General features: G+C 64.1%; 16 protein-coding genes, 2 tRNA genes and 1 pseudogene. 5 read left to right on the forward strand and 14 right to left on the reverse strand.

The features are described from left to right. The first annotated feature begins 21 nt into the window (after positions 1-21). Together L610_RS01200 and L610_RS01205 are read left to right on the forward strand one after the other, a co-directional pair. Positions 22-111, forward strand: a tRNA-Ser gene (locus L610_RS01200). A 191-nt stretch (positions 112-302) separates the two neighbouring features. Then, positions 303-1,331 (forward strand): stealth family protein, encoded by a 1,029-nt coding sequence (locus L610_RS01205; protein ID WP_024847291.1) that lies wholly within the window; start codon positions 303-305, stop codon positions 1,329-1,331. A gap of 94 nt (positions 1,332-1,425) precedes the next feature. On the opposite strand, the gene L610_RS01210 is transcribed toward L610_RS01205, so the two are convergent. Together L610_RS01210 and L610_RS01215 are read right to left on the reverse strand one after the other, a co-directional pair. Further along, positions 1,426-2,394, reverse strand: a complete 969-nt coding sequence (locus tag L610_RS01210) for a sialic acid TRAP transporter substrate-binding protein SiaP (protein WP_144701869.1) — start codon at positions 2,392-2,394, stop codon at positions 1,426-1,428. Positions 2,395-2,423: 29 nt separating this feature from the next. After that, complete coding sequence (locus L610_RS01215; RefSeq protein ID WP_024847289.1) at positions 2,424-3,311, reverse strand: SMP-30/gluconolactonase/LRE family protein; 888 nt, start codon at positions 3,309-3,311, stop codon at positions 2,424-2,426. Positions 3,312-4,335: 1,024 nt separating this feature from the next. Here L610_RS01215 and L610_RS01220 point away from each other — a divergent pair. After that, positions 4,336-4,734 carry a hypothetical protein gene (locus L610_RS01220; RefSeq protein ID WP_144701763.1) on the forward strand — a complete coding sequence of 133 codons (399 nt, stop codon included), beginning with the start codon at positions 4,336-4,338 and terminating at the stop codon, positions 4,732-4,734. 54 nt (positions 4,735-4,788) lie between these two features. Here L610_RS01220 and L610_RS01225 read toward each other — a convergent pair whose 3' ends face one another. The 10 genes and pseudogenes from L610_RS01225 to fdnG form a co-directional block, all read right to left on the reverse strand. Next, positions 4,789-5,175, reverse strand: a complete 387-nt coding sequence (locus L610_RS01225; protein WP_246658883.1) for a hypothetical protein — start codon at positions 5,173-5,175, stop codon at positions 4,789-4,791. Beyond that, on the reverse strand, positions 5,162-5,617 hold the full coding sequence (locus L610_RS01230; RefSeq protein WP_144701766.1) for a hypothetical protein: 456 nt from the start codon (positions 5,615-5,617) through the stop codon (positions 5,162-5,164). Before L610_RS01230 ends, L610_RS01225 begins: the two co-directional genes overlap by 14 nt. A 17-nt stretch (positions 5,618-5,634) precedes the next feature. Next, positions 5,635-5,730 (reverse strand) — tRNA-Sec (locus L610_RS01235). 102 nt (positions 5,731-5,832) lie between these two features. Further along, positions 5,833-7,659 (reverse strand): annotated as a pseudogene (gene selB / locus L610_RS01240) (selenocysteine-specific translation elongation factor); the annotation flags it as partial. Beyond that, positions 7,656-8,429, reverse strand: a complete 774-nt coding sequence (locus L610_RS01245; protein ID WP_144701769.1) for a tetratricopeptide repeat protein — start codon at positions 8,427-8,429, stop codon at positions 7,656-7,658. The gene L610_RS01245 and the pseudogene selB, both read right to left, overlap by 4 nt. Further along, positions 8,416-9,816: an L-seryl-tRNA(Sec) selenium transferase gene (selA, locus tag L610_RS01250; RefSeq protein ID WP_144701771.1), complete on the reverse strand. Its 1,401-nt coding sequence runs from the start codon at positions 9,814-9,816 to the stop codon at positions 8,416-8,418. The genes L610_RS01245 and selA overlap by 14 nt, the downstream gene beginning before the upstream one ends. Before the next feature lie 337 nt (positions 9,817-10,153). Then, positions 10,154-11,071, reverse strand: a complete 918-nt coding sequence (gene fdhE / locus L610_RS01255) for a formate dehydrogenase accessory protein FdhE (RefSeq protein WP_144701774.1) — start codon at positions 11,069-11,071, stop codon at positions 10,154-10,156. A gap of 86 nt (positions 11,072-11,157) precedes the next feature. Further along, the gene (locus L610_RS01260; protein ID WP_024847283.1) at positions 11,158-11,901 is read right to left on the reverse strand and encodes a formate dehydrogenase subunit gamma; all 744 of its coding nucleotides are present in this window, start codon (positions 11,899-11,901) and stop codon (positions 11,158-11,160) included. Next, a complete protein-coding gene (gene fdxH, locus L610_RS01265; protein WP_024847282.1) occupies positions 11,898-12,869 on the reverse strand; it encodes a formate dehydrogenase subunit beta in 972 nt (323 codons plus the stop codon). Before fdxH ends, L610_RS01260 begins: the two co-directional genes overlap by 4 nt. 14 nt (positions 12,870-12,883) lie before the next feature. Continuing rightward, on the reverse strand, positions 12,884-15,964 hold the full coding sequence (fdnG, locus tag L610_RS01270; protein ID WP_144701777.1) for a formate dehydrogenase-N subunit alpha: 3,081 nt from the start codon (positions 15,962-15,964) through the stop codon (positions 12,884-12,886). 200 nt (positions 15,965-16,164) lie between these two features. Here fdnG and selD point away from each other — a divergent pair, with 200 nt between their 5' ends. Together selD and L610_RS01280 are read left to right on the forward strand one after the other, a co-directional pair. Next, positions 16,165-17,217, forward strand: a complete 1,053-nt coding sequence (gene selD, locus L610_RS01275) for a selenide, water dikinase SelD (RefSeq protein ID WP_024847279.1) — start codon at positions 16,165-16,167, stop codon at positions 17,215-17,217. 78 nt (positions 17,218-17,295) lie between these two features. Next, on the forward strand, positions 17,296-17,994 hold the full coding sequence (locus L610_RS01280) for a hypothetical protein (RefSeq protein ID WP_024847278.1): 699 nt from the start codon (positions 17,296-17,298) through the stop codon (positions 17,992-17,994). Between the two features lie 34 nt (positions 17,995-18,028). On the opposite strand, the gene L610_RS01285 is transcribed toward L610_RS01280, so the two are convergent. Then, the gene (locus L610_RS01285; protein WP_144701780.1) at positions 18,029-19,126 is read right to left on the reverse strand and encodes an alpha-hydroxy acid oxidase; all 1,098 of its coding nucleotides are present in this window, start codon (positions 19,124-19,126) and stop codon (positions 18,029-18,031) included. Then, positions 19,126-19,809 carry a Fe2+-dependent dioxygenase gene (locus tag L610_RS01290; protein ID WP_024847276.1) on the reverse strand — a complete coding sequence of 228 codons (684 nt, stop codon included), beginning with the start codon at positions 19,807-19,809 and terminating at the stop codon, positions 19,126-19,128. Before L610_RS01290 ends, L610_RS01285 begins: the two co-directional genes overlap by 1 nt. Positions 19,810-19,849: the final 40 nt, after the last annotated feature.

Below are 19,849 nucleotides of genomic sequence, written 5' to 3' on the forward strand. Positions count from 1 at the left end.
AGATGGCCGACCACGCACCGCGGAGAGGTGGCAGAGTGGTTGAATGCACCGCACTCGAAATGCGGCATGGGTGCAAGCCCATCGGGGGTTCGAATCCCTCCCTCTCCGCCAGCGCTTCTTTTCCCTTTATCTGATCGTTCCGCGCCCGTCTCATTCCTGCTGAAGGCAGTTCGCGCTTCAACTACCAGATAGGGGTGCCCGCGCCGTTCGGTGGCCTTTGACGGTTGTGCTACAAGTCCCGGATGAACTAAACGTGCCACGGATGACCCCCGGCGGGCGCGGAGACTGTTTGCGGAGCAATGATGACTACCAAGCCGATCGACGCGGTCATCGCCTGGGTCGACGGCGACGATCCGGCTCATGCCGCGAAGCGAGGCCTTTATCTCGAGGGCAATGGCAAGGCCGTATCAACCAGCGCCTCCGCGGCCTCCCGCTTTTCCGATCGCGGCGAGATTTACTACTGCATCGCGTCGATCCTCAAACATGCGGGCTTCATCCGTCGCATCTACGTGGTGACTGCCGACCAGTCGCCCCGCCATCTGGCCGACTTCGCCCGCGCCGGCATCTGTGAAGCGGATCGAATCGTGGTCGTCGACCACAAGGAGATCTTCCGCGGTTACGAGCAGTACCTGCCGACCTTCAATTCGCTGACCATCGAAGCGATGCTGTGGCGGATACCCGGCCTGTCGGAAAACTTCGTCTACCTGAACGACGATTTCTTCATCAATGCGCCTTTGTCACCGTCCGACTTCGTCGGCGAAGACGGAAAGGTGGTCGTTTACGGGCGGGTGCTGCCGAACTTCCATCACGTGGCGAGACTGTATCTGAAAAAGGTGCTGCTTTCGGCGCTCGGCCGAAATGTCTATCCCGGCTTCCGCTCCGCGCAGATCAGATCATCCACCCTCTTCGGCCTGCAGCAGTTCGTGGAGGTGGGCCACAGCCCGCAGACCCTCACGAAGAGCGTGTTCCGGGACTTATTCGAAGAGCATCCCGACAAGCTGGCGCAACAGCTCGCGCCGCGATTCCGGACGGCCGACCAGTTCCTGCCGGCCGGAGTGTCGCACCACTTCCATCTCAGGCAAGGCACGATCGAGGTCCGGCCGCCGGCGGACGCCTATCTCAAGGCGGACAATCTGAGCCCCGCAAAGCTCGACGACATCCGGCTCGAGCGCTACCTGTTCGGCTGCATTCAAAACCTCGAGCAGTTCGCACCTCGCGACCTGAAGGCGCTGCGCGACGTCCTGGCCAGGAAGTTTGCAGGCTTCCTGCCTGCCTCCGTGCTGGACTGGATGCGGGAAATTGATTCGATGGCTAGCCAGCCTGACGAGTAAGGCGCGGCGCCGGTATGACGGCAGGCCGGACTATTCCTCTGGCGAGCTTCGGTGAGGCCGAACGGCGAGCATGCCGCCATCCGGCCCATTTGCATCAGAGCGCATTGATCTTCTCGAGCATCCCTTCCCGCCAGTCCTTCGACAGCGGGGATTCGAGGTACTTCTTGTTGGCGTAGGCGCGGAAGGCCTCCACGTCAGGTGTGTAGACCTCGAGCCCCTCACCCTTGAAGTACTCGATCAGTTCCTCTTCCTGCTTGATGTACTCGGCGTCGCTCCAGGCAAAGGCCTCGTCCGCCGCCTCCTGCATCCGCTTCTGCTGCTCGGGCGTCAGCGAATCGAACAGCTTTGCGCTGATGAGCAGCAGGCCGAAGCCGACATTGTGGCCGGTCAGCACGATCTGGTCGGTCACCTCGTGGAACTTCATCAGCTTGTTGTTGGGCAGCGGGTTGTCCTGTGCGTCGATCGCGCCGGTCTGCAAGCCGGTGTAGACCTCCGCATAGTCAAGCGCGACCGGATTGGCGCCGATCGACTCGCCGAGGAACTGCCAGGCCTCGCCGCCCGGCATGCGCAGCTTGATGCCGGCAAGGTCCTCGGGCTTCTCGATCTTCTTGTCGCCCTTGAGGTTGACGTGGCGCGTTCCGTAATAGGCAGGCGCGAGCACGACGATGCCCATCTCGTCGCGCGCCATCTTCTTGAACTCATCGCCGATCTCGCTGTTGAAGATCGCCTTGAGGTGCGCCGCGTCGCGCACGAGATAGGCCGCGGTCAGGATCGAGAAGGCCGGCACCTGCTTGGCGAAATCCGACGGCGGCATCAGCGCCAGTTCGAGATTGCCGCGCTGGACGGCGACGATCTCGGTGCCCTGCTTGTAGAGGGTCGAGGCGAAATAGGGCTCGAACACGAACTCATCGCCGAGGCGCTTGGCGAAGATCTCGACCAGCGCGCGCGAGCGTGGCGCGTCAGCCGTGGTCGAATCGGCAAAGCGCAGCTTGATCGTCTCTGCCGCGGCTGCGCATGTGAAAAGCAGGCTGGCTCCCACAGCCAGCATGATCCTGCGGGTCATGTTCATTCCAGTTGTTCCTCCGAGAACGTCTAGCCGAAGCGATGCTCCGGCATTCCTTGTCCGACGCCATGGATGGCGAGCAGTGCGCCAGACAGCGGCTGCGCCTCCCGTTCCTCCGGCGTCAGGAATTTGGTGGCGGTGGTGACGTAGAGCGTCTTCAGGTCGCTGCCGCCAAAGCACACGCAGGTCGGGTTCTTGACCGGCAGCTCGATGCGCATGTCGATCTGCCCGTCGGGCCGGTAGCGCACGACGCGGCCGCCCGCGAAAAACGCCTGCCAGATGCAGCCGTCAACGTCGACGCAGGCGCCGTCCGGCCGGTCGCGGACGTCGGAATAGTCGGCAAACAGCCGCCGGTTGGTCACCGTGCCGTCGTCGGGATCAACGTCGAACGCCCAGGTCTGGTAGCGGCGCGTGTCGGTGAAGTAGAGCACCTTGCCGTCGGGCGAGAAGGCGATGCCGTTGCTGACGATGATATCGCCGGTAACGCGCGTCACGGCCCCGTCCGGATCGACACGGTAGAGGCTGCCATTCGGCGTCGCGAGGCCGTTGTCCATCGTGCCGATCCACAGGCGCCCCTTGGGGTCCACCCGGCCGTCATTCAGCCGGTTGTCGAGGCCCGTCTCGACCGTAGCGAAGTGCGTGAACCGGCCCTCCTCGACCTCCAGCCACTTTAGCTCAAGATCAATCGCGACCAGCCGCCGCCCGTCCTTTCCGAGCGCCTGCGAGCCGGCATAGGTGCCGGGCATGCCGATCCAGCGATGCGCGCCGGTGGCGGGGTTGTACCACTGCAGCTTCGGCCGCTCGATATCGAGCCACCACAGCAGCTGACTGCTTTCGTCCCAAAGGGGCGTTTCGCCAAGCTGGTCCCGTGTGGGAACAACGCACTCCACGCGCGCGGATGATACGGAAACGGTCACGCGATTGCCCCTCCCCTGAGCGTCAGCGCGAATGCATCTGCCAGCTGTTACTGGCGGCCCCGCGCTGAAAATTCCTCCTCAGCGGTTATCACGTTGCGGCGAGGACGGGTCAAGAGTGGGGGATAAGCCAATGGCAATTGCGGCGTGCCAGTCTCGTGACGAGATCCCGCAGTTGCTCGAAGCGCCTCCACTTAGTCATGCCCCGGCCATGACCCGGGCATCCATGCCGGAACGGTGGAGACATGGGTCGGTCGCAGCAACTGGACCCAAGCGGTTCGCGTTCAATTGCAGTCCCATGTAATACCATTTTACTCTGTACCGGGGGTCATCGTCCAGACGAACACACCCGCCATTTTCTTGCGGGACTCACTAAAAGCAACGCTGAAGAATATTCAGCGCTTTCTGATACGCGTCTCAAGAGGCTTTTCCTCACCAATTTCTTGTTTCGTTCAAATTTTTCTAGATTCCTCAAAAAGCTGACGTATTATCGCCATTGTTATTAGGAGGGACTTGGTGACACTGGCACGAGTGCAACAAAGTCTGCCAACTGCAATTTTCGCTTGGGGGTTCGCTTTCGCGGCTGCCGCCTTTCTAGGTTGGATTCTAGCTACAACGCTACCGACCGACCCCTTCATGGACGGACCAGCTACATCAATACTAGTGGCGACGTCTCTGTTCTTTTTTCTAGGAACAGTTATACACTTATTATTGGCTCGACCCAGCTCGGATCTAGTTAGGCCGCGCGTCATACTATATATAAATGCGGATAACGCAGAAAGTATATTGCTCTTCTCTCCGGCAGACTGGTTATCATATCGTTCTGTATATGCGATATTTGTAAAGGAGGAGAATTCATTCGAGAGATTCATTGGCCTTGGCCAAGTTTACGTGATCCAAGATGACAAAAGAATCCAGGTAGTAGTTACGCAAAAATTGGAGAGTGCAAAACACGTATGGGAAAATTTAGATTCAGGATCGCGAGACTATTTTGACAAGATCGTCCTGAAACCGGGAGTGCCGTCGAATGGATGACTCGCCGAAAGAAAAGATTGTAAAGGTAGCCGAGGTATTAAACGCATTCGAGGTTATACTCAATGTCGGCTCGCTCGATGGCGAAAGAATTGGAAACGAGTATGTAATATATAGATTTGCCGACGAGATATTTGACCCGGACACAAACGAATCTCTTGGCTATTTAGAGCAAGTGGTTGGACGTGGAGAAATCATCCATGTTCAAGAACGGATAAGCACTCTTCGCTCAATAGATTATGAGAGCGGGAATAAAAAGGTAATAAGAAGAAGTTCCGCTTTCGGAGTTGCTATGGGTCGCTTCTCCCCTGAGATTGAAGAGATAGTAGAAAGCCCAGATAAACCGAAGCCGTTTAACAAACCAACGGTAGGTGACCTAGCAAAGCGAATTTGACGCAATGGTCTTCTTTATGGATCTCAGTTGTTGGTGCGTCAACGCTACGCCCCCCTAATGCATCACCTCTTCGACCTTCATCCTCCGCCCGTTGCGGTCGAAGAAGTGACCCTTGTTGAGGTGGCGGCGGTCTTCGCGCAGCGTGGTTTCAAGATCGCGCAGCTTTGAGCGCGCGAGATCGTTGCTGACCGGCCCGGCGATGCTGTCGACAGGAAAGAAGGCCGCGCCGTTCCACTTCACACCCGAGCCGTCGAGCAGGTCGCGCATCTCGCGCCAGCGCGTCTCGTCGCCGATGACGTTGATGAAGGTCGAGCGCAGCAGGTCGATCGACGTGCCACGGATTTCGACCAGCACGACGAGCATGGTGAAATCGCCGCGCCGGCGGTATTCCGCCGGCAGCCACCTGTCGAACAGCGCAGGTCGCGTCTCAAAAATCGACAAGCTGCGTCTCCGGCATGTAGTGCTCGAACAGTACCCAGAACGGCTTTTCGCGCGTCGAGGCGTACCATTCTTCGAATTCGGCCAGCGCCTTCGCGGGGTCCGGCGCCTCGTCCTCCTCGCGCGGGTGGGTGGCGTCGAAAGCCGCGCCTGCGACCCCGGCATAACGCTCCAGCACCCCGGTGCGCGCCTCGCTGTCTTCCACCCAGCCGAGCCGGTCGCGCAGTGCCCGGACCGCCTTGGCAATAGCCGCTTCCCGGTCCTCCGCGCCTGACACCATGTCAAACAGCGCGCGCATGACGTTCATGCGCCGGAAGGCAAACGCTCGCGCCTCGGCGAGCTCGGCCACCTTCCTGTTCATCTCGCGGCGGAATTCGGCCTCGGCCGCCTCGCGGGCTTTCGCCTCGCCTTCAAGGGCGGCGATGAAGGGATGGATTTCGCTCATTCGCCCCTCCCGGAAGCTGGCGGAGGAGAGTGGGGGTCGAACCCACCTGGGACCGTCTCACGGCCCCACCCGGATTTGAAGTCCGGACGCCCCACCGGGGACGCTTCTCCTCCTCCCCTGCCTGACGAGCCGAACAGGTCGAGCCTGTGCGGGTTCAGGCGGCGCAGGTCGCCGCGGCGGATGGTGACGCCATGGCGATCCAGAAATTCGAGGATCTCGATGGACACCTTGCGGCCGTTTTCGAGACGGTCGCGAAGATCGGCGGCGACGAACTCGCCCTTGTCCTTCCCCGCCGCGATATCCTGCAAGATCTCGACAATGGCCGCAATGACGCAGCGGGCGAAAAAGCTGTCATGCGCCACCTCATGGACCAGCCCCATGCGGCCGGCGCGCTTGAGCAGCGCGCGCATGTGCTGCTCGTCCACGCCGAACATGTGGGCGAAGTCGCGAGTGCGCGGCGGGCGGAACCGCTCGGTGCCCGTAAGATGCGGCTCGATCTGCCGCCACAACGCCTCGTCCTCGGGCGAGAAGCGCACGACATGCGAGGCAAGCCGCACCCACGCGCCGTCGAGCGAGATCACGTTCTGGCGCTGCAGGCCCTGCAGGATAGTGCGGTAGATGGGAGCCGGCGGGCGGATCTCGCCCATCAGCCGCAGCCGCTCCATACCGATGCCCGGCTGGTCGGGGTTCTCGGCGTGGAACGCTTCGAGGTCGGCAAGCATCTTCTGGCGCAGCCGCAGCCAGCGCGCCGGGGCCATGACGATGGTGCCGGTCTCGGGCGGAATGCGGATGACGTCGGCAAAGAGCTGCGCCGTCTCAGCCTCACCCAGCGCCCGGTCGCGCGCGAAGCGGTCGAGGTCGATGAAGTAGGGCGGTGCGTCGAGCAACGCCGCCACGATGGCAGCTGGCTTGTCGCGCATGAGCGCATCGAGCTGCGTGCGGCGCTCGGACGAGCGGCGCTTTCGCGCCGGCGCGCGCAGGTCCAAGAACCTGCCGCCGCCTATGGTGCGCTGAGCCGAGGTGTCGCGAATGACGAAGCGGTCGTTGGCAGCCGCCGCGATCGGCCGCTCGAGCACAAGTTGCACGATCGCCTTGCCGCCGGGTGTGAGCTGGTCGTCGTCGAGCAGGACGATGCGCGCCGGCACTTCCACCGCCGCGTGGTGCAGATGAACCGGGAACCATTGCCCGAGCGGCCGCGGCTCCGAAGGAAGGACGTAGAGCTCCGCATCGATGCGCGCGGTCGGCGCATGCAGCGCCTCGTTGACCACCATGTCGCCGCGCAAGATGACGTCGCGGCCGATGCGCTCGCCGGCAAGGTTGAGGGCGCAGCGGTCGCCGGCGCGGCCGATCTCGGACTTCTGGTTCTGGGCATGGATCGAGCGAACGCGCGCGGGCAGCCCCGACGGGCTGATGACGATGGCGTCGCCCACGCGCACCTCGCCGCTGAGGACAGTGCCGGTGACAACGGTGCCCGCGCCCTGCAGCGCGAAGGAACGGTCGACGGAGAGGCGGAAGCGCCCGGCGTCGCTCCTCCGGCCGATCTCGGCGGAAGCGGTTGCAAGCCGCTCTTCGAGCGTGGCGACACCGAGGCCGGTTACGCTGGAAACCGGCAGAACTTCAGCGCCCTCGAGTCCAGTCCCCGCGAGGAGCGCCTCGATCTCGATCTGGACGGCAAGCAACCGCTCCTCATTGACGAGGTCGGCCTTGGTGATCGCGACGATGCCGCGCTTCACGCCGAGAAGGTCGAGAATCGCCAGGTGCTCGCGCGTCTGCGGCATCACGCCGTCGTCGGCGGCAACCACCAGCAGCGCATAGTCGATGCCGCCGGCGCCAGCGAGCATGGTGTGGATGAACCGCTCGTGGCCCGGCACGTCGATGAAGCCGATGCGCTCGCCATTCGGAAAAGTCCGGTAGGCAAAGCCGAGGTCGATCGAAATGCCGCGCGCCTTTTCTTCCTTGAGGCGGTCGGTCTCGACGCCGGTGAGCGCGCGCACCAGCGCACTCTTGCCGTGGTCAATATGGCCGGCGGTGCCAACGATCATGGCTCACCCGTTCCGGCAAGCGGCTCTGCTGCGCGGCGTGCGACCTCGGCGCGCTGGTCGGGCGTCAGCGCCTCATTGGCGGCGGGGATGAAATTGCCGGCGAGCTTCGAGCCGCCATCGCGTCCGCGCAGCAGCCAGGTCAGGGCCTCCAGCGGATCGCGCCCAATGCCTGAACCGGTTAGGTACGCAGCACCCAGCATCGCCTGCGCATCGGCATCGCCGCGTTCGGCGGCCTTTTGCCACCAGCTGACGGCGGCAGCGGGGTCCCGGGGCACACCCAGCGCGTCGTGATAGAGATTGCCGAGCCGCGTCATCGAAGCGGCAACGCCCTGCGCGGCAGCCTTTTCGGCAAAGCTCCGCGCCTCGGCATAGTCGCCCTGCTCGGCATACATCCAGGACAGCATGTCCTGCGCCACCGCATCGCCCTGGTCGGCTGCCAGCCGATAGAGCCGCATCGCCTCGGCGTCGTCCTGCGGCACCCCCTCGCCCCGGAAATGGAGCGTCGCAAGGTTGCGCTGGCCGACCGGATCGCCCGACACGGCCGACAGTTTCAGCCACTTCGCCGCAAGTTCCGGGTCCGGCTCGACACCGTAGCCGCCGGAGAAGCAGGCGGCGATGTTGTTCTGCGCCCTTGCATTGCCGGCGCGCGCCAGCGGCTCCCAGATCGCAAGCGCGGCCGCGTAGTCGCCGGCTTTTGCCGCCGCGAGCGCCACCGCCATGTCGTCATCCTCGCGCTTGCGCTTCGGCAGCAGCCGATCAAGCCAGCCCATGTCTCAACCTGCTTAGATTGGCGAGGAAGGCTTCGGCGTCCTCAAGACAGCGAAGGTCGAGGACGAGCATCCCGTCGGCGATGCGGCCTATCACCGGCACCGGCAGGGCGCGCAGCGCCGCCGCCAGCCTGTCGAGCGCGCTGCCGCTGCCCGAAACCGGGCGGAAGCCAAGCCCGGCCGAGGGCAGCGTGTCGAGCGGCAGGGCGCCGGAGCCGATCTGGCTGGCGCAGTCGATGACCTGCACCGCGAAATCGCTGCCCACCGCCGACTGCACCTTCGGCGAGAGCGCCAGAGCCTGCGCAGTGATGTCCTCGCGCTGGCGTGACAGCAGCCGCAGCGTCGGCAGCTTTTCAGCGAGCCGGTCGGGGTCGCGATAGAGCTTCAGCGTCGCCTCGAGCGCGGCAAGCCGCAGCTTGTCTACACGCAGTGCGCGCTTCATCGGGTTCTTGTTGATCCTTGCGATCAGCTCCTTGCGGCCGACGATGAAGCCGGCCTGCGGTCCCCCGAGCAGCTTGTCGCCCGAGAAGGTGACGATGTCGGCGCCTTCCGCGACCGCCTCGCGCACGGTCGGCTCGCGCCGCAGCCCCCACTTTGCCAGATCGACCAGCGTGCCGGAGCCGAGATCGTTGACGAGCGGCACGCCCGCTTCATGCGCGATTTGCGACAGCTCCGGCGCGTGAACTTCCTTGGTAAAGCCCTCGATGCGGTAGTTGGAGGTGTGCACCTTGAGGACGAGCGAGACGCCTTCCTCGGCAAGGGCGCCGCGATAATCCTTCTCATGGGTGCGGTTGGTGGTGCCGACCTCGATCAGCCGTGCACCGGCGCGCGCCATGATGTCGGGCATGCGGAACGCGCCGCCGATTTCGATCAGCTCGCCGCGCGAGACGATTGCGCCGCCACCATTTCCAGCGAGCGTATTGAGGACGAGCAGCACCGCCGCCGCATTGTTGTTGACGAGGGTTGCATCCTCCGCCCCGGTCAGTTCGCAGATGAGGCGGCGCAGATGATCGTCGCGCTCGCCGCGCTTGCCGCTGTCGAGGTTGAATTCGAGCGCCACCGCATTGCGCATCGCCCCGGCGGCAGCCTCGATCGCGGCTTCTGCCAGCAGCGCGCGGCCAAGGTTGGTGTGCAGCACCGTGCCGGTCAGGTTGAAGACCGGGCGCAGCGAGCTCATGGCGCTTGCTCCGAGATCCGCCATCGCGGCAGCTGCAACGCCGTCGGCATCCGCAAGCGCTTCGCCCTTTCGCGCCGCCTCACGCTGGGCATCCAGCTGCCGGCGGATCGCCGCAGTCGCCTCGACGCGCCCGAAGCGTTCGACCAGCACGGCACCGGTTCCGGAGCGAAGCACCGCATCGACGGACGGAATGGAGCGGAACGCCGTGTTCATGCGCAAGCCCCCGTACCGGTGCTCGACCCGGGCCTACCCCCACCCCTCATTCCGCCCCACAAGGGGGAGGGGGAACGGAGAAGTCCGCGCAACTCGAACTCGCGGGAGAAGCTGAGGCCACCATCGGCAAGAGTGAACACGACGCGAGGAAGTGAAACCTGCTCTTTCGACCGTCTGAAGCCGTCTCGGCCCCGTCGCTCCAGCGTTTCAGGCGCACCAACATCCCCCTCCCCCTTGCGGGGAGGGGTTAGGGGTGGGGGTACAAACAGCAGCTCCTTCCCCCACGTCAGTGGCAGCTCGTCGCCAGCCCGGCGCGCCTCCCGCATCGCCGCGCCTCCTAGTAGCCCAGGAGGAACGGGTTGAACGAGCCGCGACGGAATTTCGTCTCCTTCATCAGAAGGTCGAGGCCGAGACTGCCGACGTCGTCGGCGAACGGGTCGAGCGACACGTCCTTCTGCTGGTTGAAGATCTTTACGTAGCAGCCGCACTCGTCGCAGGTCTCGGCCTTGATCGTGCCGGGGCCGTCCTCGATCTCCTGGTAGCGGATACCCTTAGTTGACGAGCAGATCGCGCACTTGATGCGCACATGATGCCAGAGCGTCCCGCACAGCGCGCAGGAACAAAAGCGCGAACCGCTCGCGTGCGGCCAGTTGACGATCAGGGAACTGACCGGCGGGCCACCGCAGGCCGGGCAGGCGCCATCGCCGACCGGCTTCAGCTCCCGCTCCGGCAGCGTCGAGGCAAGGCGCACGAAGCGCAGCTGCAGGGCGGCGGCGACATAGCCGTATTCCGCCATGCGCTCGACAGGGACGGAATCGGCCATCAGGTCGGTAACGATCGCCGTCAGTTCGGCCTGGGTGGCCTTGCGCACGCTCTCGAGCGCGGCCTGTGCGGCCTTCGGCTTCTGGAGCGTCTCCAGCTTTCCAAACAGCTTCTCGCTCAGCGACAGGAACTCTTCGTCGGGCGTGAAGGCGTTGCGGTCGAGCGGCGGCATGCCGTATTCGAGCGCGCGGTCGAGGCTCGCCTCAGCCGGTGCCTCGGGCTCGGGCAGCTCCTGCGCGAGCTCGTGCTGCGCGCGGGCGATGCCGGCGAGGAAGCCGAGATACGGCCCGATGCCGTCCGGTCCCGACAGGACCTCGAAGCGCTTCGCGCGCCGCTCGAACAGGCGGACAGGGTCCGGCACCCGCGCAATGGGCGGGGTCCTGACTTCGCCGATCTGGGTGACATCTCCCTGGACGGGAATTCTGCGGGGCATTCGGTCCTCCACGAGCCGCACGGGCCACGCGGCATTCTCGGATGAAGATCCGGCGAAGGATTTCGCCGGACCGGATGCTTGCATGTTCAGCGCTTGTCGGCGCTGCTGATCTTCTCGCGCTGGCCATAGGCCGCAAGGGCGCGGAACCACTTGCGGTGATGGCGCCAGGCCCAGCCGCCACTCACCTTGCCGCGGGTCATGGCGCCGAGCGTACCCTGAACCCAGAAGGCTGCATAGACGTGGACGATCCACACGCAGATGATCGCCACAGCGGCCATCGAGTGGATGAGGACGGCGATACGGCGCTGCGGGATCGTCAGCATGCCGGAGAAATATTCCTCCCAGACGCCGAGGCCTGAAACGATCAGCGTGATGATCAGGATCGACATCGCCCAGAAGACGAACTTCTGGCCGGCATTGTACTTACCGACTTCGGGCAGCTTTTCCTCGTTGCCCTTGAGCACGTCGCCGATCCGCGCCGTCCACTGCGCGTCCTCGCGCGAGGGCAGGTTCAGCCGGAAGAAGCGGATGAACAGCCCCGCAAACGAGACGAACAGCACGACGCCGATCCACGGATGGATCCAGCGTGTCATCTGCCCGCCGCCGAACAGGCCGGTCAGCCAGTAGAGCGACGGGTGGAACAGCGCGAGGCCGCTGAGTGCGAGCAGGATCAGGCTGATCGCCGTGATCCAGTGGTTGATGCGCGCCCATCGCGTGTAGCGGTTGACCTGGACCTCCGGCCCGACGATCAGCTTATCCCCGCGGTCGATTTCCTTCTTGCTGACCTGCGGTGCGGGACGCGGAGCGCCATGCATCATGGTATCCGTCATGCGCGCGGCTCCCCATCCTGAGGCTCGGCGGCCGGTGCCTGCGCAGCCAGGCGCCTAGCTTCCTCGTCATCCTCGCGGCTGACGCGGTTGCGGCCGGACAGCGCCATGTGAACGACGCCTGCTGCCGCGGCAAAGCCCATCAGCGCAAGACCCGCATATTTGGTCACGCCCTTCCAGGCCTCGACCACCGGCGAGATGCGCGGATTGTCCGGCAGGCCCGCATAGAGCGATGGCCGGTCGGCGTGGTGCAGCACGTACATGACGTGCGTACCGCCAACGCCCGGCGGATCGTAGAGGCCGGCATTGTCGTAGCCGCGAGACTTCAGGTCCTCGATGCGCTTTTCCGCGTGGGCCTTCATCTCCTCCTTGGTGCCGAACACGATCGCCTTTGTCGGGCATGCCTTGGCGCAGGCCGGGCCCTGGCCCACCGCGATGCGGTCGGAGCACAGTGTGCACTTATAGGCGCGGTTGTCAGCCTTGGAGATGCGCGGGATGTTGAACGGGCAACCCTGCACGCAGTAGCCGCAGCCAATGCAGTTCTCGTGGACGAAGTCGACGACGCCGTTCGAGTACTGCACAATAGCGCCCGGCGCCGGGCAAGCCTTAAGGCAGCCCGGATCCGCACAGTGCATGCAGCCATCCTTGCGGATGAGCCACTCGAGATTGCCGGTCTCGTCGTTCACCCACTCGGTGAAGCGCATCAGCGTGAAGGTGTTCGGGGTCAGGTCGTGCGGGTTGTCGTAGACGCCCACATTGACCCCGACTTCCTCGCGCAGGTCGTTCCACTCCAGGCATGCCGACTGACAGGCCTTGCAACCAATGCATTTCGACACATCGATGAGCTTGGCGACCGGCTCGAGCTTGCGTTCCGGCTCCGGCACCTTCGATGCCGACCGCCGGATGTAGTCCTGCGGTCCCATCGTCTGCTGGGTGTCGGGAGCGACAGGCGGATTGACGTTGATGGTCATGGCTCAATCCTCCCCTACGCTGTCGCCGGTCCGTCGGACCGCTCGATGTTGACAAGGAACGCCTTGAACTCCGGGGTCTCGATGTTCGCGTCGCCCACGAACGGGGTCAGCGTGTTCGGGCCCCAGCCATTCTTGGCCGCGCCGGTGAAGCCCCAGTGCAGCGGAATGCCGACGATGTGCACCGGCTTTCCGTCGCAAACGAGGGGCTGGATGCGCTTGGTGACGACCGCCTTGGCGTGGACGGAACCACGCTTGTTCCAGACCCGGCACCAGCCGCCCTTCTCGATGCCCTTCTCCGCCGCGAGCTCTTCCGAGATCTCGACGAAGAATTCCGGCTGGAGAACGGCGTTCACCCAGACGTGCTTCGTCCAGTAGTGGAAGTGCTCAGTGAGACGGTAGGAGGTCGCCGCGTACGGGAACTCCGCCGCATCGCCGAACTCCTCGCGGTCGCTGGCAAAGACGCGGGCAACCGGGTTGCCGCGGATCGCCGGGGCGACGACGTTGGCGACGGGCGACTCGAACGGCTCGTAGTGCGCCGGGAACGGTCCGTCACGCATCATGCCGCGGGTGAACAGTCGCGACTGTCCCTCCGGGTTCATGATGAACGGCCCGACTTCGCGTGGATTCGCCGTCACGGCGATATCCGGCACGTCATAGCCGACCCACTTCTCTCCGTTCCACTCGATCAGCTTGCGGGACGGATCCCAGGGCTTGCCGTCAAGGTCGCAGGAAGCGCGGTTGTACAGGATGCGCCGGTTCGCCGGCCACGAGAACGCCCAGTTGGAATAGGCGCCGGTGGCATCCGGGTCATTATTGTCCCGGCGGGCCATCATGTTGCCGTCCTCGGTGTAGCAGCCGGAATAGATCCAGCAGCCGCAGGCGGTCGAACCGTCGGCGCGCAGCGTGCCGAAGTTCGGAACCTGCTTGCCCGCCTCCAGCACCACCTTGGTCGGATCGTTCGGGTCGCGCAAATCGGCCACCGCATAGCCGTTGAGCTCGCGGGCGAGCTCATCCGGTGAAGGCTCGTCCGGATTGGCGTATGGCCAGGTCAGGTTGAGGATCGGATCGGGGAACTTGCCGCCTTCTTCCTGGTACATCTTCTTCAGCCGCAGGTGCAGCTGCGCCATGATCCAGGTGTCGGCCTTCGCGTCGCCCGGCGGGTTCTGTGCAGCCCAGTGCCACTGCAGCCAGCGGCCGGAGTTGACCAGCGCGCCCTCGTCCTCGGCGAAGCAGGTGGACGGAAGCTGGTAGACCTCGGTCTGGATCGACGCCGTGTCGACGTCGTTGTGGGTGCCGTGGTTTTCCCAGAACCGGGCCGTCTCCGTCTCCAGCGGATCCATGATGACCAGGTACTTCAGCTTCGACAGCGACCGGGTCAGCTTCCCGCGGTTCGGGAAGGCAAGGAGCGGATTGAAGCCCTGGCAGAAGTAGCCGAACATCTGCCCCTGATCCATCATCTCGAAGGCCCGCAGGACGTCGTAGGACGCCACGTCGAGCTTCGGCAGGAAGTGATACGCGAAGTCGTTTTCCGGCGTCGCTGCCGAGCCCCACATCGCCTTCATGAAGGAGACGAAGAACTTCGGATAGTTCTGCCAGTAGCTCATCTGGTTCGGCCGAAGCGGCTTGAACCCGCGCGAGCCGATGTAGGTCGCGTAGTCGACTTCCCGTTCGGTCGGGATGTTGAGGTATCCCGGGATCAGGTTCGACATCAGGCCGATGTCGGTGAGGCCCTGGATGTTGGAGTGACCGCGCAGCGCGTTCATGCCGCCGCCACGGACGCCGATATTGCCAAGAATCAGCTGCAGCATCGCCATCGAGCGGATGTTCTGCGAACCCTTGGAATGCTGCGTCCAGCCCAGCGCGTACATCGACGTCATGGTCTTGTCAGGCGTCGAGCACTCCGAGATCATCTCGGCCACCTTCAGGAACTTGTCCTTAGGCGTGCCGCAGATGCGCTCCACCATCTCCGGCGTGTAGACGGAAACGTGCTTCTTCAGCAGGTTCCACACGCAGCGGGGATTCTGCAGCGTCTCGTCGGTGACGACATAGCCGTCCTCGCCGATCTCGTAGTCCCACGTCGAGCGGTCGTAGTCCCGCTTTTCCGAGTCATAGCCGGTGAAGAGGCCGTCCTTGTAGTCGAACCCTTCCTTGACGATGTAGGCGGCGTTGGTGAACGCGCGGACGTAGTCCCACTGCACCTTGTCGTTGTCGATGCAGTACTTGATGACGCCGAGCAGGAACGCGATGTCCGTGCCCTGACGGATCGGCGCGTAGTAGTCGGCAACCGACGCCGAGCGCGTGAAGCGCGGATCGACGACGATGAGCTTTGCGCCACGGTTGGCCTTGGCCTCCGTGACCCACTTGAAACCACAGGGATGTGCTTCGGCGGCATTGCCGCCCATGATGATCACCAAATCCGTGTTACGGATATCCGTCCACGAATTCGTCATTGCACCACGACCAAAAGTTGGGCCCAGACTGGACACCGTGGGGCCGTGTCAGACTCTCGCTTGGTTGTCGAAAGCCACCATGCCGGTTGAACGGACAACCTTGTACGTGAGCCAGGCTGTCTCGTTGGTCGTCGCCGATGCGGCGAGGAACCCGGTCGAAGTCCAGCGATTCACCGGAACGCCATCCATGTTGCGTTCGATGAGGTTCGCGTCGCGGTCTTCCTTCATGTGCCGCGCGATCTCGTCGAGGGCCTGCTCCCAGGAAATCTCCTCGAACTTGTTGGAGCCCGGACGACGGACCTTTGGCTTGGTCAGGCGTGTTTCCGACTTGATGAAGTCCAGCAGCGCCGCGCCCTTCGGGCAGAGCGTACCGCGGTTGGTCGGATGGTCTACGTCGCCCTCGAGGTGGACCGCCTCAGCGGTGCCCTGGGTGATGTCACCCTTCGAATAGATGATGACGCCGCAAGCCACCGAGCAGTACGGGCAGGTGTTGCGGGTTTCCGTCGTCCCTGCAAGCTTGTAGGGCCTCAGGCCTTCAACAAATGCGGCTTCCGCTTCCCCAAAACCGAAAGCGCCGATCGTTGTTGCTGCAACGCCCGCGCCCGCGCCTTTCAGAAAACTTCGCCGAGAGATTTCCATATTCATCAGAACCTCCCTGCAAAAGGGTTTCAGACTGGAATTCACCAGACTCTGGGAGGATGCTACCTGCGCAATCCGGGTCTGTCAAAAGACCTGTCAAGTCATAAAACATGATCTTATTACTCATGTTACCTGATGCGGACTCCTGTTACCGACATTTCTCAGTATAGTGTTCCGGCATTAGTGAAAAACTTCGAGGTCGACAGATGGACAAACCGACGGAAAAGCCGCGCCTCACAAGTCTTGCACACGGCGGAGGCTGCGGATGCAAGCTGGCGCCTGCGGTGCTGCAGGATCTGCTTAGCGAGATGCCGCAGGCGGGGCCGTTTGCGAACCTTCTTGTCGGCACGGAGACCGCCGACGACGCCGCCGTCTGGGACCTCGACGGAACCACCTCGATCATCGCCACCACCGACTTCTTCATGCCGATGGTCGACGATCCGCACACCTTCGGCCGCATCGCCGCGACCAACGCGATCTCCGACGTCTACGCCATGGGCGGCAAGCCGATCTTCGCACTCGCCATTGTCGGCATGCCGATCGACAAGATGGACCCGGCCGACATCCGCCAGATCCTGGCCGGCGGCGCTTCCATCTGCGCCGAAGCCGGCATCCCCGTCGCTGGCGGCCACTCGATCGACTGCCCGGAGCCCGTCTACGGTCTTGCGGTCATCGGCTCCTGCCCGACCGCGCAGGTGAAGCGCAACTCGCATGCGCGCGCAGGCGATGCCCTCATCCTCACCAAGGGGCTCGGCATCGGCATCTATTCCTCAGCGATCAAGAAGGACCAAATTTCCTACTCGGCCTATGAGGAAATGGTCGCCTCGACCACGCTGCTCAACAAGATCGGCGCCGAGCTTGCGGCACACCCGGCTGTCAGCGCCATGACCGATGTCACCGGCTTCGGCATCCTGGGCCACTCGCTCGAAATGGCGCGGGGCGCAGGCCTGACCGTGAAGCTCGACCTCGCCTCGCTTCCGCTTCTCAGCGAGGCGGAGGCACTCGCGCAAAATGGCTGCGTGACGGGCGCCTCGCACCGCAACTGGAAGAGCTATGGCGAAAGCGTCGTCCTGCCGGAGGGCCTTGAGGACTGGCGCCGCCACATCCTGACCGACCCGCAGACCTCCGGCGGCCTGCTGGTGGCGGTCGCGGCGAATGAGGCGGAGAACCTTGTTCGTCATATCCGCGACAACGGCTATCCGCGCGCCTCCATCGTCGGCCGCATAGAACATGGGCCCGCGCAGGTGGTGGTCGAGTAGCCTTAGTTCCGGCCGGACCGTCCTACGCAACGAAATCGCGCTTCATCTGTTCTTGCCTCAACCATGATGGAGGTAATGATGAAGCGCATGCTCTTCGCCCTGCCGCTGGCAGGAGCCATGATGACCGCGCCGATTGCCTGGGCGCAGACCACCACAGCTCCGGTGCAGCAGGATGCCCCGGCAGCCGCACCAGCGCAGCAGCCCGCTGGCTCCGAGGCGCCGGCGGCCAAGGATGTGGCTCCGGAAACCCAGTCCAGGCGCACCGACTGCGTCGACACCGGCGCAGCCCCTTCCGGCAGCACTGACGATCTCGCCAGCTCGCTGGATGCCACAACATCTGCAAGCACCAGCGCGAGTGCCGATGCGACGGCACCAGACAGCAATGTCGCGTCAGCCGAAGCAGAAACAAGCACTGCGGGATCAGCTTCAGACACCTCCACCGCCAGCTCCGGCACGGACAGCAGCGAGGAATCTGGCGAAGTCGCCGCGGCCAACGGCCCCTCCGCTTCCGAGACCCAGCCGGTTCAGGGAGCTGATTCGGGGACCGCGCCCGGCGGTTCGGGCTCCAGCGGCTGGACAGGAGGAACCGGCGGCTCCTTCATTGGCACCAATCAGACGGAGCCGATCGAAACCTCGCCGCAGCAGGAACATCCCGCCGTCGCCACGGGCCTTGACCCCATCACGGGCGAGACAGCTGTGGAAGGCCCCCAGTCCCCTCCCCCACCGCTGGATGAGGCGAATCCGGGCGACGTCGCCAGCGCACAGACGGAGTGCTGAGCGCCGAGTTTCCGCTGCTGCCGGTTGATGACTGTCAACGCCGCCAGACAACTTCGGCTGTAATCTCCCCCACCCTCCGGCACCCGGTCAGCGCCATCGCGACCTCGAACTCGGCGCGGAGGAGCGTGAGGAGGTGAAGAACGCCGACGGCGCCGCCGACGGCGAGCGCATGGAGGATCGGCGCCCCGATCATGACGGCATCAGCGCCAAGGGCCAAAGCCTTGAGCATATCGGTGCCGCGGCGAATGCCGCCGTCGACGATCACTGGCACACGGCGCTGAACCTGCGTCGCAACCCGCTCCAACATGTCGAGGCTTGCAGGCAGCGTGTCCAGCGTGCGCCCGCCATGGTTCGAGACCACAATCCCGTCGACACCGCAGGCAATTGCCCGCTCGGCATCGTCCGGGTGCGGAATTCCCTTGAGCAGCAGCGGTAGCGAGGTTTCTGAGCGCAGCCATTCAATGTCGGCCCAGCTCGGCGCGCGGTCGAGCAGCCCCTTGAATACCGGGCTCTCGCCGGGTCCCGCATGCGAGACCGGCCCCGCCATGCCGTCCAGATTTACCGCCCGCACATGCGGCGGCAGGCGAAATCCCGCGCGCTGCTCGTCGTTGCGCACGCCGTTGACCGGGGCATCGACCGTGACCATCAGCGCCTTGTAGCCGGCAGCCTCGGCGCGGCGCACCAGCCGCAGCGTGTCGTCGCGACTCTGCTGCATGTAGAGCTGGAAGAGGAGCGTCGTCTGCGACGCCGCCGCGATCTCCTCGAGGCTGACGCTCGCCTGGCAGCTGACGGTCATCCATGTCTTTGCCGCGCTCGCGCCGATGACCGTTGCGCGCTCGCCGTCCGGATGCACCAGCATCTGAAACGCCGCCGGGGCCACGATGAGCGGCATGTCGAGCGGCATGCCGAACAGTTCCGTCGCCGTGGTGGCGCCGCTCATGTCGGCAAGTACACGGCCAGACAGCGCAAGGCGGTCGAAAGCCTCGCGGTTCCAGCGCTTCGTGATGCCGTCGGCGCCGGCGCCGGAGATGTAGGCCCACACGTCGGCGGGCAGCCGCGCTCTGGCATGCCGCTCGTAGTCGAAGGCCGAGACGACATCGGGCGGGATCGGACTGCCGGCTTGCGAGGCCATCAGGTCTCCGACCAGTGGCGGATCAGGTTGTGGTAATGCGCCGCAAGGCTCACCACAGCCGGATCGTCGTCCGGCAGCTTCTGGCGGATGCTGATGATCGACATGTCGAGATCATAGAGCATGTGGCGGCGCCAGTCGTCCTTGACGAGCGACTGTGTCCAGAAGAACGAGGCCCAGCGGCTGCCGCGGGTGACCGGATTGACCGAGTGCAGGCTTGTCGCGGGGTAGACGACCATGTGGCCGGCCGGCAGCTTGACGGTATGAATGCCGTAGGTGTCGTGCACGACGAGCTCGCCGCCGTCATAGTCTTCCGGGGGGGTGAGAAACAGCGTCGAGGAGACGTCAGTGCGGATGCGCTTTCCCGTGCCCGGAATGATGCGGATCGAGCCGTCGACATGCGCGCCGAAGGTCATGCCCTCGTCGTAGCGGTTGAACATCGGSGGCAGCACATGCAGCGGCAGCGCCGCCGAGGAGAAGGTCGGGTTGCGGCTCAGCGCTCGCAGAACGATCTGGCTCAGCTCGCGCGCAGCCTCCGAATCGACCGGCACCTGCAGGTTCTTCTTCACCAGCGCCGCCTGGTCGCCCGCGGTGGTGCGTCCGTCAACCCAGTCGGTCCCCTCGAGAACCTGGCGGACATAGGCGAGTTCCGCCGGCGTCAGGACATCGGGAATAGTGACAAGCATGACCAGTCTCCAAAGCTGTCGCGGCGTATATAAAGCAGAA

Origin of the sequence: Aminobacter sp. J44, from assembly GCF_007829415.1 — a bacterium.
Classification (GTDB): Bacteria; Pseudomonadota; Alphaproteobacteria; order Rhizobiales; family Rhizobiaceae; genus Aerobium.